The sequence below is a fragment of the Flavobacterium galactosi genome, from assembly GCF_048158585.1.
GTDB classification, from domain to species: domain Bacteria; phylum Bacteroidota; class Bacteroidia; order Flavobacteriales; family Flavobacteriaceae; genus Flavobacterium; species Flavobacterium galactosi.
This window is the reverse complement of the sequence record NZ_JBLNKV010000010.1, coordinates 52,768-69,905: the sequence shown is the minus strand read 5'-3', so window position 1 is coordinate 69,905 and position 17,138 is coordinate 52,768. Positions and strand designations below refer to the sequence as shown.

Here is a 17,138-nt window from a genome sequence, read left to right as displayed (position 1 = left end):
ATACTCATGGGCAACTTCCACTAATTGACTGATTTTAATACTTACCAACAACTTTAGGAGAAGATCAGTAAACTTTTATTACTCTAAAACACAAATTCTAAAGTTGTATAAAAAGTTCTGGTATCAGAAGGTATTATTCCTGGACCTGGATAACCAGTAGCTCTCCTTGTAAAATAACTATTGTTTGTGAAATTAGTAATTCCAGCTTCCAGTTTCCAGTTTTTCCATTTGTAGGAAGTTGAAAAATCTGCTACATAATAGGCTGGGATTTGACCAAAAATACCATATGTATTGTCATTTGCATCTGTTTTACTGTTGTTTGCTTCCGTAAATTGAGAAGATACATAGGTGAATTGTACACTTGAAATAAAGTTTTTATACCCAATTCCTGTTCCTGTTTTTATGTTGTAAAGCGGTACAAATTCCACTTTGTTCCCTTCAATATTTGGTGCGTCCGATTTTAGATATTCCGAATTGGTAATAGCGATATTGGAGAATACATTCCAAGAAAAGTTGTCGTTTTGTTTGAAAAATGTTTTATTTAAACTCCAATCGAACATCGTTTCAAAACCATACGTCACTGCTGTTCCAATATTATCTCGGAATCTTACTATTGCTGCTGAACCATTGGGATTTCTAGTTTCATATTCACCAATTTTATCATCATAATACAATCCGTAAACACTTGCGTCAAAAGTTACTTTGTCGCCTATTTGCCCGCGAATTCCAATATCCGAAGTATAGCCTTTTTCATCTGTAATATTTTCATCAATCACCTGACTTGGACTTACGGTTCGAATATCATTAAAAGTTACAGAGCGATAGTTTTGTGAAACATTTCCATAAAATTCAATTCTGTTTCGTGGTTTATAGCTTAATCCAACTCCTAATAAAACAAAGTTTCGGTCTTTTATATTATTCTCAAACTTAGTTTCGTCTAAAATCACATTTCCTGCTAAATCCAGATTTATTTTCCGATAAGAACCTTCGGCTTGTGTTTTTATTTTTTCAAATCTAAAACCGGGAGTAACAGAGAAATTAGGCGTTATTTTAAATATATTCTCTCCAAAAACAGATACATTCAAGTTCGGATATGTATAATTGGATTGATTTTGATAAAAAGGGAATTCTGCATCAGCAACATCAAAATTGGCATCACTACCAGAACTTCCCGGACCTTGAATTCCGGAATTTTCAGATTGGTAATACTTGGCTCCAATTAAAAAAGCACTGATGTTGTTTTTTATTTTGTACCGTTTTAAAAATCGTGCTTCAGCACCCCAATTGACAAATTTCCCTACTATTAAATCTCTTTCCGTTCCTAATACATCAGGATTAGAAACTCTATTGGAACGATATCCAACAGCTTTGCGACTAGCATCTAGCCCAAATAATTGCAGTGAAAAATCGGCATTAGCATTAAATTTATGTTTTAAGCGCAATGCAAATAAGTTCCAGTTAACTGCAAACCAATTCCGGGTTCTGTTGCTTTGTGATGGGTTATCGTTAAACATCACATCGGTCAATCCGCCGGCTTGTTGGGCTAAATAATTAAAATAAGTGTAGTCGAAATGCAAGGAAGTTTTATCGTTGAATTGATAATTTAAATTTCCAAAATAATTTTTACTCTCGAATTCAGAATTGGATCTAAAACCATTTCCTTGCTTGTAATTATAAAAGGTGTAATAGCTGAATTTATCCTTTGTACCGCTTAATGAAGTGAAATTGGAAAACAAACCATAAGATCCAATGGTATTTCTTGTTGTAAATTCGAATGGTTTTTTGCTTGGCGTTTTTAATTTAAAATTAACTAATCCGCCAAATTGGGTTCCATATTGCAATGATGCTGCACCGCGAATTACTTGAATTTCTTCGAGAGCCTCGGTAGGTGTTGCATAATAACTTTCGGGATAACCCAAAACATCGGCACTGATATCATAACCGTTTTGTCGGGTATTAAAATTGGATGTTCGGTTTGGATCCAATCCACGACTGCCAATGCTTAATTGTAAACCTCCATCTGAACTTTCGTTGATTGTTAATCCTACAACTTGAGCAAATATTTGACGTGCATTATTGGTTGCCTTGTTTGCCGTAAGTTTGTTTAACGAGATCACTTCAGTTTTCTTTCCGGCATAAATGGCCGTTTCATCAATATCCTTTAATTTATTGAGTGCAAATATTTTTTCCTTTTGTGTATTAATAAATACTTCCGAAAGGTTGGTGATTTTATCTAAAATAATAACAATACTTTCTTCAGATGTTGAAACTGTTTTTTCTAAAAAGGCATAATTTTCTTTGTAAAAAACGAGTTCATAATTACCTGATTTGTCTAATTCTATTGAAAACTCTCCTTTAGCGTTAGATAGGTATTTAGTCCCGGAAGATCTATTATATACTTCAACGGAAGCCAGTATTCTACCATTGTCAGCTGTAGTTATTCCTGAAATTTTATATTGGGAAAAACTATTTATTGTAAACAATAAAAATAGGATGCAACTAAAATCCTTTAATTTCATCGTTAAAAGGTAATATCCAAGTTTTGTGATGGAATGTTTCATTTTCTTTGGCTAAATTTATTGTTGGATTGATATATTTTTGACTTAATCTTCCATTGAGAGCGACGTAGCTTTCTACTCTAACTTCCGGGTTATGAATACCTTGTTTTTGGTAATAATCGTGTAAAAAATGTGCGTATTCTAAAATAAAATCCGGTTGAAACGACATTTGCTTTTCCTGAAAAGTGGTTAAAAAATCACTGTTGTTTATCATTATATTTTCTTTCGTTTTCGCATCGGTAACAATAAATTGTGTATAACCGGCTTTTTCCATAAGCATCACGCGCCATGAAAATCTAAATCCTTCCTCGGTCCAGAATAATTCGTCCGGATATAATAAATATCGAAAAGGAAACAATAATTGGAAAGCTATAAAACAAGTTAAAAATGCTATTTTAGTTTTATAAATTCCATTGAAATTCTGAATTTTTTCTTTTCCGTTCTCAAAAACAGTTATACTGAAATTGAATAATCTTGAAACAACTTGCAAACACTTTTTATGAAAATTAGCATCAAAAAAGAGTAATGAACTTACAATCATTATATACGGGAAAACACCAATTGGGAATAGTATTTTAGTCAGAATATGAAATACCACCACTAAAACAAAAGCGAATAATCGGGTTCGTTTATATAATAATAAAAAAGGGATACTTAAATCATAAATCATTCCTGTCCAACTGAACGCATAATGCACCCAATTCTCGTTTAATAAAGAACCAATGACAGGTAAATTGGAATTATTGGGTAACCAGATTTTAAGTGGCATAGCTTTAAAAAGCCAGTCGGAATTGAGTTTTGCTAAGCCTGCATAAAAATAGACAATTCCTAACAACAATTTTAAAATATCAATAGTCCAACTCGGGATCTTCTGAAAGGCATTTTTTGGATTTCTATAGGCATCAACAGAAAAATAGGCGTTTGCCGGCAGAAAAATCATTATAAAACTCACAACCGTAATAAAATAATAATGGTTCAGGTAAGTGGTTTTATCCATAAATTCTATGTAGGTAAAGCTCAGGAAAAAGGTAATGATCGATAATTTATATTTGTATCCAATGGCTACAAGTAAAGCAGCCAACCCTGAAATAAAAAATAATAAATACGTATAATTCCCAAGAGGCTTTACCCACTCAAAACCATAATACGTAAAGTGAAATTGCGGTTGGATATAAAATTTTTCAATCCAACCATAACTCACAAATCGTATGAGACTTAAAACCATCATAAAGCCAAACGCTAGCCTAAAAAAAGCTAGCGTTGATGCCTCTGAATATTTATTTAGATATTTTGTTATGCTAAAACTCATAATTAATCGCCATCTCCATCTACATAATCAATAGTGATGTTTAATGCTTGCATCATATCTAGTTTTGTATAGATTATATTTTGCTGTAAAGCATCATAAGCGGCAATCATTTTTGAATTATCAGTATTTACTTGCTGTGAAAAACTATTGTTAAGCGTATTGTTTACAGTATAAATAGTAGCAAATTGATTGTTTATAATATCGCTTAATTTTTGACCATTTCTAATCGTATTTAAAAAATCTAAATAGGTTTTTAAGCCTTCGCCAGTTGTTGTACTATTGAAATGTTTTCCATTAAAAAAATCTTGAGTTGCTTTTATTGAAGCATTCAACAATTCTTTTGAAATATCATTTTTATAATACCCTTCCACTTTTTCCGGATATTTAACACCACTTGAAAAAACGCCTGCTGGAATTCCTATTTTACCGGTACGAATGTCTTTTTCAAAGTTTTTTACAAATAAATTTGTTGTTTTGTTTACTGAGCTACTTACCGAAGTCCCGTTATTGGCTACGTAGCTATTTCTAAATCCTGAATTCCAGTCTGTTACAACTGCGTCAATATTTGTTTTTAGTTTACTCACAACAGCTGTTAGATACTGCTTGTAATTTGTAGCATTTGTATTTGTAGTATAAAAACCAACCATTGATGCGTCATTTGTGCTCAAACCATTTATCAAATAATCCAATGCTGGAAAACCTTGTTTGTCAAGTTGAGACAACAATGCCAGATTGTAAGTTCCGGAGGAAATATTTGATTCTATACCTATTGTATTTGTTGGATAAGTATTGGAAGCCATATTAAAATTGATCTCCTCTGCTTTACCCAAATTATACATCGATACATATTGATAGGCTTTGTAAGCTTCCAACCAAGAAGTCCTAACCGTTTGAAGATTTACTTCAGTTGGAGTTGCAACAAAAGTATTTGTGTTAGTTATCAATGTTTGAACCTTTGCTTGATAATTTACATAACTTGGAACAATGATATTATCTGCCCAATTTGTTAAAAGTGCCGTTCTATCATAATTATTTCCGTCACTATTGTTTTCTCCCTCATTTGATGAGCAAGCTACAACTATAATAATAAGACTTAAAATTAATAGTATCTTTTTCATTTCTTAAAAATTTTCACAAAAGTACAAAAAGCAAGAGAAGTTAATTTCTCTTGCCTTGTTTTTTATTGAATTAATTTACTGTTGCAGCTTGAGCAACTGTAAAACCAAATTTTGTTGCAATTTGTAGAGATATAACATCTAGTTTTGCTCCCAATGTATCGATAGCCCACAGACCATTTGTTCCGCTTACCATAGAGGCTAACATTGCATCTACTTCTGCTTTTGTAAAATAGGGACTATTTGTTCCTGGTTTATTTGTATAACGCAGTGACATAATAAATCCATAAGCTTCAGTCAAAGCGTGAAAAGCTTTTGCACCATTATCAGTTGCTAATTTACCTTTTCCTTCTTGCAAATAAAATACTGCTCTAACCGCAGGAATTATTGCTAATTTTGCTTTTATAATATCAATTTGTGCATCACGAACTTTATAATCATTGGCAACAATTGCTGCTCTACCTTTACGGAAAGCCAAATCAATATCGGCTTTAAGAGTGTTAAAGTCAGTATCGGCATTAACTTGATTGATATAACTGCTCCAGAATTTGAAAGTGTTTGGCGTAACAGTTAAATTATCTGCTCCATAAATATAACCATAAGCTTCATCCCAAGTGTGCTCCATTGTTGTGTAGGATTTACCTGCAACTAAAATTTTAGCAGTATTGTCTGCTTTATTGGTGCTTTCATCTAATTTATTTAAACTTAAATAATTATTAGCTATTTGATCCATAAAACAAGCGCCCATCATTCCTTTTAATAAAACTTGTTGAGGCTCTAATCCATTTGCTGCAAATAAGCGTTTGCTTGTTCCATCTAAATAAACACCTGCAACACCCGCTGAAGCAGTTGCTCCTTGACTGGCAGCATCAGCATTGTCGAATTGGGTTTCAAATAAATTACGAACACTTACTTGTTCAGCTATTGAACCACCACCAAGATATAATGAAAAATAATCTTTTGAAGCAGCCGTTTTATCTTTTAATTGTTTCCCTGAAGTATTTAAACCCGCACCAGTAAAACGATTGTTTGTATTTAAATACATTTCAGACAAAACCGCATCATCAGCTACAGTTCCGTTTGTTGCGGCTGTACTAAAATATTTTCCCATCTCATCAAGCATTAATAAACGGCTCGATTGTCCTGAATAATCTACAGAAGTCACTGCGTTTCTTTCGAATGTGTAAGTTGCCGGAACGGTATAGTTAAAAGTTTCTTCAGCCGGTGTGTCGTCATTTGAACAAGAAGCAAGTGCCAAAGATAGAATTGATAATGCGGAAAGAGATGTTTTTTTAAAGTTCATTTCGATTAATTTAGATTGAATTAAAATAATTTATGCAAATATAAAACCTAAACGATAATAAACAAATTTTTATTTAAATTTATTCTAAATAAAATATAGTGACTTAACAAACTTTATATTTTTTTTAAATTTATCTATTCTATATAAAAACACTATGAAAAAAATATTTCTAAATGCATCGTTGCTTTTATTGTCAGGAATTCTAATTATTTCTTGTAATAATGATGATTCCAAAGTTCTACTGTAACAGAAAAACAAGTTGTTGAGAACTACGCAAATATTGCCTTCGTAAATTATAAGAAAGCTTTTAATGATACTGTACTATTAGAAACAGCAATTAATACATTTACCGCAACTCCTACCGAAGCAAATTTTGTAAATTGGATTCAGGTATTTAAATAAAAAACAATAAATTTCATTTAAGCTTTATCTCATTTAACAAAAGTAAAATTCTACCGGTAAAATTTTATTAAAAAACATTCCTAATTTCTTCAAACATCTAAAAAATGGTTCGAAATTTGTCGCATCAGGGTCACTTTCCGGGACAAAGAAGAAAAACTCTTCCTTGTCCCATTTTTATTTAAGAGTATTCGACTGTTAATCAAATACATAATACCCACAACTTCATTGATTCTAGTGGTTCGAAACTCATTTTTTAAAATCGTGAAATTTTCAGGGTGAATCGAACCAATCAAATCTCGTGAGTCTACCCATTCCCCGCTAGTGTAGCATTCATGAAGCTTCAGGAGATTTTCTATAAATATCACCTATTATATAATTTATCATGTTAAGGTGGGATATGAGGTGGTTAACGCCATTGGAATTTGAAAGCTTACAAGCATCTATTTTTTATCTGCTCATTACCATCTAAAAAAATCCCAAGACTCTTTTTTATAGCCTGTACCAAATTCTATATGCTTAAACATATAAATAACTTTTATATGTTTAAATTATATGTCTAATCATATAATTTAGTATATTTGTTTAAATTCGTTGTATAAGCATATAATTATGACACTAGCAGATTTTGTAAAAGAGAAAAGAAAAGAAGTAAACCTGACACAAGAGGCTTTTGCCGAACGTGCCGGAGTAGCGCTTACGGTAATCCGAAAAATAGAACAAGGAAAAGAAAATCTCAATCTGGAAAAGGTTAATCAAGTACTCAAAATGTTTGGACATACTCTGGCTCCGGTAAATGCTAGAGAATTAGCCAAAACCAATAAATAATAAGGATGAGAAAAGCAGCTATATACTATAAAGACCTATTGGCGGGAATACTCACGGAAACTGATGAAGGTGAATATGTTTTTCAATACGAAGAAAAATACATCAAAGAGTACCCAAAGCAGTTTCTCACGTTTACTATGCCAGTAAGTCCAAAACCCTACACTGATAAACGTCTATTTCCTTTTTTCGAAGGATTGATTCCCGAAGGATGGTTATTAGATATTGCTTCCAAAAATTGGAAAATAAATCAAAATGACCGTATGGGCTTGCTTTTGGCGTGTTGCCAGAATTGTATCGGGGCAGTAAGTGTCGAACCAATACCACAGGAAAATGAATAATAAAAAGTGTTTATATTGTTACAAAGTATTGGATGAGAATACAGCCGGCGATTTTCACGAACAGTGCAGTCTGGATTTCTTCGGAACCAAACAGCAGCCATTATTTGAACATTCACTGAAACAGATGGTAGAATTGGCAAAAAATGTAATAGAAAGGAGTGTGGCCGTTCCAGGAGTACAGCCTAAACTTTCCTTATCTTTAGTAAATGATACTATTCAGGACGGAAACAAAGGACGTCTTACCGTCGTAGGTGCTTTAGGAGGAAATTACATTTTCAAACCACCCTCCGACCACTTTCCGGAAATGCCGGAAAACGAACATACAACGATGCGTATTGCTGAAGCCTTTGGGATAAATGTCGTAAAGTCAAGTTTGATTCGATTGCAATCAGGAGAGCTTTCTTATATTACCAAACGCATAGACAGAAAAGATACAGCCGAGAAAATCCATATGCTCGACATGTTCCAGATTACTGAGGCTTTTGATAAATATAAAAGCTCAATGGAAAAAATAGGTAAAGCTCTAAACGAGTATTCCGATAATACTTTACTCGACAAAGTGTATTTTCTAGAATTAGCGATTTTTAGCTTTTTAACTGGTAACAACGATATGCATCTGAAAAACTTCTCTATGATAAACACAAAAAACAAATGGATATTAGCTCCGGCTTATGACCTCCTAAACGTAGCTATAGTCAATCCAGACGACACCGAAGAATTGGCTTTGACTTTGGAAGGGAAAAAGAAAAAGATCAAATGGGAAAATTTCGAACGATTAGGCAAAATATTAGAACTAAACGACAAACAAATTGAAGGTATTAGGAAACGTTTCCTCAAAAACAAAACCGTTGCTATCCACTGGATTGATAATTCGTTCTTATCAGAAGAATACAAAGAAAAATATAAAATACTTTTGGAAGAAAGATATACAATACTATACCAATAAAACGTACATAAATCAAACAGGTAACCTGTTCTTAGAGAAGCGTGTAAAAGCCCTTATTTACTGGGTTTAATATATAAGGTTTCAGAGCCTCTTTCTCATCTCCATAAAATGATCATTCCCAATTGCAAAAAAGACTTCAAAATATTAATCTTATAAACGATATAATTTAAATTATCATCAAAAAAATTATAACTTTGCTCTAACCATTGGGCTAATGTGTTCTTTTAAAAGATTTATTACTGAGGATTAACAAAAAAAACTTCCTTCCAACTGAAACAATGGATAAAAGTTTGTTTGTTTATACTTTTGTCTTATTTTGTTCAGATTTGTACCTAAAAATCTGTAAACCTCAGTAAATACTGGGCTGTTAATTTCTGCATCGGAAAGTAGTAGAACAAAACACCATATCAAAATAAATATTAAATCACTATTAATTAATGATAGAAACACCAGTTAATAGCTGGTGTTTTTATTTTTTAAAAATTAGTTATGCGTTACAATCCCCAGAAAACACAAGAATTATATTTTAAAAAATTTACAATTACAGCAACTTTTTTTGTTGTGTAACATTTGTCACTATCTTCCTTAAATTCATGTTATATCTTTGTATTATAATTAAATAACGAAAATTTAAGAAAATGAAAATGGAGCAAATATACACAGGATGTTTAGCACAAGGTGCCTACTAAATTACTTCAAATGGAGAAGCTGCCATTATTGATCCACTTCGTAAAACAGAACCTTACATGGAAAGATTGGAAAAAGATGGTGTGAAATTAAAATACATTTTCGAAACCCATTTCCATGCTGATTTTGTTTCCGGACATTTAGATTTGAGTAAAAAAACAGGTGCTGTAATTGTATATTGTCCAAATGCTAATCCTGAATTTGAATTTATTTCTGCCAAAGACGACAAGGAATTCGCAATTGGCAACATCAAAATAAAGGTATTACACACGCTAGGTCACACAATGGAAAGTACCTCATATTTATTAATAGATGAAAACGAAAAAGACCACGCCATTTTCTCTGGAGATACTTTATTCATTGGTGATGTTGGTCGCCCAGATTTAGTTCAAAAAGCTGCCCACATGAATCAAAACGAATTAGCAGCCATATTATTCCATTCGTTAAGAAACAAAGTAATGACGCTGGCTGATGAGGTAATCGTATATCCTGCTCACGATTGCCACCTCCAGCCTATTTTGAAATGAATGTTGCTATGAACAAAAAAGGAATTGAAAGTTTTGAAAATGTTTTCAATAACGGAATGAGACCGATTAATGCAAGCGAAGTTGAAGCTGTAGCGGAAGAAACGGGAGCTTTAATTCTAGACACCAGAGATAATGGTGATTTTGCAAAAGGTTATGTGCCACAATCCATAAATATTGGTATCAATGGCGATTTTGCAAAATGAAATGGAAAATTTTGGAAACCAGCGGAACTCAATCTGATTACAGAAATTTACCCCACTACCCAATTTAAAGTGATCAGCAGTTTCGGAGTAAACTGACTACCAAATTTTGAGGAAAATTAGATACTAAGACTATTAATTATTTCATGTTGTTAGAATCATATATTTGTTAAAAAAATACGGATTATGGCACAAAAACATCTGACATCAATAAAATTAGAAAAGTAATTAAATTCTATTGTAATGGTATGAAATAGCTACTTATAGCTTTCTAGATATACGGCAAAGAAGTATGTTTCTTTATTTGAAGTCCAAGAATCAAGCTTTGAAATAATTAATAAAAAAGTAGTTTTTAATGAAAAAAGGAGGTGGTCACTTTAAATTAGAATTGGGTGGTCAATATCCCTAGAATTTGCAAGAAACTTTTAGGGATAATCAGCATAGAATCATTTTATAAAAAGCAGATCTATATTTACTGACTTGTTAAATCACGCTTCAATCAATTCTTGATTCATATAAATAATAAATTTTGTGCCTACTCCCAGTTTACTTTCTACAACGATGTTACCTCCCGCTGCATTAATTATTTTTTTTGCAAGGTATAAGCCAATGCCACTGCCTTCAATATCTTGATGCAGTCTGCCATATATATCAAAAATTTTAGGGAGTCCTTTTTCAGAGATTCCAATGCCATTATCGGATACTGTTAAAACGCAGTAATTACCCTCCTGCAATGCATTGATTGTTATTATTGGATGTTGTTTGCTTCTAAACTTTATAGAGTTGCAAATAAGATTATATAATATACTTCGCATATTTTTCTTAGAAAAAAGAATTTCTTTAATCTTAAGCTGCCGTGTGATTTTTGCTCCTGATAGTGCAATTTTATCTTTCAGACTCCATTCTATATTGTCTATGATTTCGTCGAGATCGACTTTTTCTGTTTCAATCATATCGTTTTCCACTTTGGCTATGATAGATATATCTTTTATCAGCGCCCGAAATGTCTTGATTGAACTATTGATTATAAATAAAAATTCTGAGAAGTTGGTGTCTGATATTTTTATATCATTCAACATTTCAATACTCCCTTCAATATTACCCAGAGGAGCTAAGAGATCATGTGATGCAGCATGTATAAAATGGTCAAGATCTGTGTTAATGCGTATAAGACTCTGGTTTTTTTTATTGAGTTCGTACTGCGTTTTTTTCAGTTCAGTGATATTATTAAAAGTAATAATAGCTCCATTATTCTTATTACTTGATTGAACGTAAGGCATTATCATCACTTGATACCATTTCCCATTGTTCGTTTCAATTTCCTTACTGATTACAATCCCTTTCTCCAAGACCAACCTTGTATCTTCAATGATGGTATCAAATTTTATATTTGTTGATATGTGATTGATTGGACGCCCGATATCAGTATCTAGCAAATTGATGTGCTTTACTGCACCAGGCGAAAACTTCATCAATTTCAAATCATTATCAATAAAAAGTTGTCCGTTAATATTGCTCCTGAAATAGTTATTAAGATCGTCATTGATTTCCAGCAGTTCTTTATTTTTTAAATGATAATCGGTATTTATAGTATGCAACTCTTCATTAACTGATTGCATCTCTTCATTAGTACTTTGCATTTCTTCGTTGGCAGAAATCAACTCCTCATTAAAAGACTGCATATTTTCATTGGACGCGTCTAATTTGTCATAAGAAGCCTGAAGCTTATTTTTAACTTCTTTTAATTCTGCTTCTAATGCTTGAGTATAACTTTCGTTATAGGTTATTTCATCAAATATAGGGTATTTCTGTTTTGCGGGGCGAGATGATTCGTCATCATTAAAAATTACAATCAAGCCTTTTTGTTGATGACCGTCAATCAAAATTGGGTTTACAGACAGGTTTACTTCCATTACCACATCATTATGCTTGACAAATATACCTTTTACACATGTGCGTTCTTCATTTTTGAAGGCTTCTTTACTCAGCGTATTATAGGCCACTGCCAATGCGCGTGGCAATAATTCAGGGAGATTTGTATTAAAATTTTTCGCCAGTAGATATTTTGAGGTGTTTCCATACGATTTGATTACCGTGTTTTCCTGATCCACGCAAATAGCAAGATATCCTATCTGATTTGCAAGAGTTGTGTTTATTGTTTCCGTTAAAGAATTATTCATGTTTTTAGAAATCTCATTCTTGATTGTTGTAATTTGTCGTAAATTAATGAGTTCAGGCAATACAAACATATCAGTTTTAGGAGAGCGGTTATCTTTAAGGCTTTTATAAATACGCCACTTTTTATTGATTATTTGCAAATTGTCAATAATTATTAATGGATTCTCACTTGAGCCCAAAAATAGGAAGCCATTTGTTTTAAGTCCGAATAAAAGCATAGTATATACTTTTTTTTGAAGAACGGGTGTCATATATATCAACAAATTACGACAACTAATGAAATGCATGTTGGAATATGGTGGGTTTTTTACCAGGTCATGTTGTGCAAATATCAGCATCTCGCGAATTTCAGCCTTAATTACATAATTGTTTCCGTCAAAATTAAAATGCTGTTTAAGTCGTTTCTGACTAATGCCTTTTACCCTATCAGAAGCATACATCCCTTTACCCGCATAGAGTAATGCAGCCGAATCAATGTCGGTTGCGAAAATTTTGACAATAGTGTCCTTAAATTTCCCTGTTAAGAGTTCTTTTAGCAAAATGGCCATAGAATATGCTTCTTCACCTGTGGCACAACCAGCTATCCACAACTTAATTTCGTCATTAGGCGAGAGATTTTCCAGTATTCGTGGCAAAACAGTATTTTGTACGAATTCAAAAGCTTCAGTATCCCGAAAGAATGAAGTGACACTGATTAGAAAATCTTTAGACAGAACCTTGACTTCTTCGGGAGTATCCTTCAAAAAGAGCAAATAATCTTTGAGATTATAAATATTAACCGATGCAGCCCTTCTTTTAGTCCGTCGGAGTATGGTTGTCATTTTATAATCTGAAAAATCAAAAGGCAATTTTTGGTGTATATAGTCAATAATTGCACTGATGTTTTTTTCATCCGATTTATTGCTTTCAGATATTTCATCATTTTGTTTCACATATGACTCTATAGCAGTTGGCATAAATTGAGGCTCCAAAATAAAATCAATCATATCGGTAGCTATAGCATGGCTAGGCATACTGCTAAATTTGGTTGATTCCGGATTTCGTGCAATAGTCATTCCGCCAGCTTCTTTTATAGATTTGATGCCTTCACTGCCATCCGAACCCAATCCTGAAAGTATGATACCAATCGCTTTTTTGCCACTGTCGGCCGCAAGAGAATTAAAGAATGTGTTTATTGTGAGATGTGGACCACGTATTTTGTCTTTATCCGTCAAATAGAGTCTATCGTCTTTTATAGTCATAAACTTATCATTTGGAATAAGATAGACTATGTTGGTGCAAACAATCATTCCTTGCATAGCCTCCTTAACTAACAGACGGCTATGCTTTGACAATAATTCGACCATACGACTTTTAAAATCTGATGATAAATGCTGTACAATGACATAAGCCACCCCATCAAGAGGTGTATACTCGAAAAAAGTATTTATCTCTTCCAAGCCTCCAGCTGAAGCACCGATAGCGATAATATAGTTGGGTTCTTTGTCATTCATAAAACATTGTATTACAGTGATTTGAATTACTATTTTCGAATTTTTTTTTCCCAATTCCAGGCACTTGCAATAGCATCTTCTAGAGTTAATTTTGTTTTCCATCCTAAAATGGCATTGGCCTTTTCTGTATTGGCATAGGCCATGACTACATCTCCTTTCCTTCGATTTACAATATTGTAGGGTAATTTTTGTTCACTAATTTTTTCGAAAGTTTGAATTACTTCTAATATAGAACTTCCCCTACCTGTCCCTAGATTAAATATTTCAACCTGTTCTAAATTCTTTCCATTTATCAATCGTTGTATGGCAACAACATGTGCTTTTGCTACATCGACAACATGAATATAATCGCGAACACAAGTACCATCAATAGTAGGATAATCATCTCCATAAACGGATAATTCCTTACGCAAGCCCATACCTGTTTGCATAATATAAGGCACTAGATTCTGAGGGATTCCAATAGGTAATTCTCCTATTTCTAAGGAAGAATGTGAACCTATTGGATTAAAGTAACGCAACAAAACAGCATTTAAGCTACTTACTTTTGCAACGTCTTTGATGATTTCTTCTCCAATTTGTTTGGTATTCCCGTAAGGCGAAACCGCTGGTTGAATGGAAGCCATTTCAGTTATTGGCATGGACTCTGCCTGACCATAAACGGTACAAGAGGAACTAAAAATAAAATTAGCCACAAGTTTTTCTTGTAATTCTTGTAAAATATAAATTAAGGGAGCTAGATTGTTTTCGTAATACAACAACGGTTTTTGGACGCTTTCTCCAACCGCTTTTGAAGCAGCAAAGTGAATGAATCCTGCCACATCATAGTGCTTTTTAAAGAATTGCTGCACTTTGTTTTTCTCTCTTAAATCAAAATTTTCGAATATTGGAATCTTTTTTGTGATCCGTATAATTCCGTCTAAAACTTCAACGGATGAATTAGAAAGATCATCAATAATGACAACTACGAAACCTTCATTCAGTAATTCGACAACAGTATGAGAACCAATATATCCTAAACCTCCTGACACTACTATTTTCATAATTCATTTTATTAATTACATTCAAATAAATATTATCAAGAGTATTCCCTAAACAATAGATTGATTTATATAAACAATCTATCTATTGCTGACTTAATGTGCATTCTGGATTCTTTTCAATCCACGAGGATCCGTGGAAAAATACACACAAGAAAACAAAACTACATGCTAGCATTAAAATTTGGCGTTTTAACTGACTTCAAATTTTTGAATTTTTGAATTTTATCATTCAATTTCAAAATTCTATTCAACTGTTTTTGTTGAATCGTGTATTTTGTATAATATTTATACAATTCTTTACCTATAAAGAAGGCAGTTATGGAAACTCCTGTGAGTAATCCAATAAAATAATTAGTAAAGTCCATAAGTTCTATTTTTTAAAATTTAAAAAGCATTTTTATCCCCTTTCAAGGTTACTATAACTGTTAGAAAACATATTTTAACGTCAGTGATGAGACTCCAACGCTGTACATATTCGATGTCTGTAGTCACGCGGCGTTTCATGTCAGAAACTTTTTTAGTTTCTCCCCTAAGACCCGAAACCTGGGCCAGACCAGTAATTCCAGGTTTGACAAAATGACGCACCATAAAATTATTAATATGGCCATTGTAGTCTGTAGTGTGTTTAATCATGTGAGGTCGTGGTCCAACAACACTCATATTCCCTATCAAAACATTGAAAAATTGAGGCATCTCATCCAAACTGGTACGACGAATGAATTTACCAATTGGAGTGATTCGGGCATCGACTTTTTTAGCTTGTTGACTTTCATCACCCACATTGATGAACATGCTTCGGAATTTATAACAGTAGAAGGGTTCATTTTTTTTACCGGTTCGCATTTGTTTGAATAATACAGGACCCTTGCTTTGTTTTTTAATAAGAAATGCTAATAAAGGATACAGCCATGACAAGACGAAACAAATGACCAGTATACTAAAAACAATATCGAACGCTCTTTTGGTTAACCGATTGTAAGCATTTTGTAGTGGTTCATTACGGGGTAATATAACATGGAAATTATTAAAATTGCTTACACTAAAATGATGTTTTGAAATGGATGAAAAATCAGGAACGAATTTTAAACGCATACAAAGCTTATCTCCAAGTTCAAAGAAATAATTCAAATCTGAAATAAAATCAGGCTTTGCCACAATGTATAACTCACTGATATTCTCTTCAGATGCGTAATTAATAGCATTAGAAAGTGCAGTGGTAAAATCATCTTGCGTCTCATGGTCCAATGACGAACTTTCGTTGAGAATACCCACAAAGTGGATAAAATAGGAATTGGTTTCCAAATGAGACGCTAATTCAATACTCGTTTTATTAAATCCCCATATTGCAACTGTATAACGTTTAGCAACCCATCTTTTAATTTTTACTATTACTAGGGTAAACAGAATTCTGGATAACAAAAAATAGAACAGCAAAAAGCTCAATTGCAATAAATTGGCATTACCTTCAAAGACGTATAGTTTATAATCATAAAAAAAATAAATGTAACTATACCAAAGGATTCTTTGTATCAAAAACGCACGCCAACTATTGCGGAAAAAATCTTCTAAACTAAAATAAAGGGTATCCATTCGATACAATCGGAAATAGGAAACTGAAAATAACCAGCTCAATATCGTAATTGGAATCATTTTATTAACAAACAAAGCATTCCAAGTAACATCCGCTTCAGTGGCAAACTTCAAAAATATCATAGTACCCAATACCATAGCAGCCATGTCTGCAACAGCACAGCTAATTATGAAGGTGAATTTATGTCTATTTCGCATTTCTTAATCTTTTAAAGTTCATTACCGTATTAACCAAATAATATCCTAGTCCTCCTATGAAACTTCCTAGTATTCCAAAAAAAACATCCATTAAATCTGGATTTCTTTTTTGAACTAAAAATTGTCCTCCTTCGGCTATGCAAACGATAATTGTTGCAATACCTATGTTTTGCATGAAATTTGAATTTTTATTATGATTTATTCGATTTGAACTCATGTGTTCCGTATAGGCTTCTAATAGGAAGCCTACAAATACAAAAGGAATAGCAGTACGTAAATTATAATAATCATTACTCCAGTTCAAAAGCCATTTAGGTAAATAGGTTTCACTCTCCAAACTAGGATTTGACAACCAGGAAAAATAAAAAACGGTAGCAATTACAAAAAATAATAGGAATAGGACTATTTTTTTAGACATTTTGTAAT

12 protein-coding genes and 1 pseudogene are annotated in these 17,138 nt (G+C 32.8%); 4 read left to right on the top strand and 9 right to left on the bottom strand.

The genetic code is table 11. The annotated features are described in order from the left end of the window. Window positions 1-83: 83 nt before the first annotated feature. The 4 genes from ACM55M_RS17020 to ACM55M_RS17005 all read right to left on the bottom strand — a co-directional run bounded on the left by ACM55M_RS17020 (window position 84) and on the right by ACM55M_RS17005 (window position 6,285). The gene (locus ACM55M_RS17020; RefSeq protein ID WP_416858886.1) at window positions 84-2,519 is read right to left on the bottom strand and encodes a TonB-dependent receptor domain-containing protein; all 2,436 of its coding nucleotides are present in this window, start codon (window positions 2,517-2,519) and stop codon (window positions 84-86) included. Beyond that, window positions 2,500-3,867, bottom strand: coding sequence for an HTTM domain-containing protein (locus ACM55M_RS17015; RefSeq protein ID WP_416858869.1), 1,368 nt, complete (start codon window positions 3,865-3,867; stop codon window positions 2,500-2,502). The genes ACM55M_RS17020 and ACM55M_RS17015 overlap by 20 nt, the downstream gene beginning before the upstream one ends. A 2-nt stretch (window positions 3,868-3,869) precedes the next feature. Then, window positions 3,870-4,985, bottom strand: coding sequence for an imelysin family protein (locus ACM55M_RS17010; RefSeq protein ID WP_416858868.1), 1,116 nt, complete (start codon window positions 4,983-4,985; stop codon window positions 3,870-3,872). A 70-nt stretch (window positions 4,986-5,055) separates the two neighbouring features. After that, window positions 5,056-6,285, bottom strand: a complete 1,230-nt coding sequence (locus tag ACM55M_RS17005; protein ID WP_416858867.1) for a DUF4856 domain-containing protein — start codon at window positions 6,283-6,285, stop codon at window positions 5,056-5,058. A gap of 1,008 nt (window positions 6,286-7,293) precedes the next feature. Here ACM55M_RS17005 and ACM55M_RS17000 point away from each other — a divergent pair. From ACM55M_RS17000 to ACM55M_RS16985, 4 genes and pseudogenes are all read left to right on the top strand, one after another. Next, window positions 7,294-7,512, top strand: a complete 219-nt coding sequence (locus ACM55M_RS17000) for a type II toxin-antitoxin system Y4mF family antitoxin (protein WP_416858885.1) — start codon at window positions 7,294-7,296, stop codon at window positions 7,510-7,512. Window positions 7,513-7,517: 5 nt separating this feature from the next. Beyond that, the gene (locus ACM55M_RS16995; protein ID WP_416858866.1) at window positions 7,518-7,850 is read left to right on the top strand and encodes a HipA N-terminal domain-containing protein; all 333 of its coding nucleotides are present in this window, start codon (window positions 7,518-7,520) and stop codon (window positions 7,848-7,850) included. Beyond that, entirely contained in the window at window positions 7,843-8,796 is a 954-nt protein-coding gene (locus tag ACM55M_RS16990) for a HipA domain-containing protein (protein WP_416858865.1), read from the top strand. Before ACM55M_RS16995 ends, ACM55M_RS16990 begins: the two co-directional genes overlap by 8 nt. Before the next feature lie 689 nt (window positions 8,797-9,485). Further along, window positions 9,486-10,207, top strand: a pseudogene (locus tag ACM55M_RS16985) (MBL fold metallo-hydrolase); the annotation flags it as partial. 491 nt (window positions 10,208-10,698) lie between these two features. Here the strand turns inward: ACM55M_RS16985 and ACM55M_RS16980 are convergent. From ACM55M_RS16980 to ACM55M_RS16960, 5 genes are all read right to left on the bottom strand, one after another. Further along, on the bottom strand, window positions 10,699-13,881 hold the full coding sequence (locus tag ACM55M_RS16980; RefSeq protein ID WP_416858864.1) for a chemotaxis protein CheB: 3,183 nt from the start codon (window positions 13,879-13,881) through the stop codon (window positions 10,699-10,701). A gap of 29 nt (window positions 13,882-13,910) precedes the next feature. Further along, a complete protein-coding gene (gene galE / locus ACM55M_RS16975; RefSeq protein ID WP_416858863.1) occupies window positions 13,911-14,924 on the bottom strand; it encodes a UDP-glucose 4-epimerase GalE in 1,014 nt (337 codons plus the stop codon). Window positions 14,925-15,085: 161 nt separating this feature from the next. After that, window positions 15,086-15,289 carry a hypothetical protein gene (locus ACM55M_RS16970; RefSeq protein WP_416858862.1) on the bottom strand — a complete coding sequence of 68 codons (204 nt, stop codon included), beginning with the start codon at window positions 15,287-15,289 and terminating at the stop codon, window positions 15,086-15,088. 19 nt (window positions 15,290-15,308) lie between these two features. Further along, the gene (locus tag ACM55M_RS16965) at window positions 15,309-16,712 is read right to left on the bottom strand and encodes an exopolysaccharide biosynthesis polyprenyl glycosylphosphotransferase (RefSeq protein ID WP_416858861.1); all 1,404 of its coding nucleotides are present in this window, start codon (window positions 16,710-16,712) and stop codon (window positions 15,309-15,311) included. Then, a complete protein-coding gene (locus ACM55M_RS16960) occupies window positions 16,702-17,130 on the bottom strand; it encodes a hypothetical protein (RefSeq protein ID WP_416858860.1) in 429 nt (142 codons plus the stop codon). Before ACM55M_RS16960 ends, ACM55M_RS16965 begins: the two co-directional genes overlap by 11 nt. Between the last annotated feature and the right edge of the window lie 8 nt (window positions 17,131-17,138).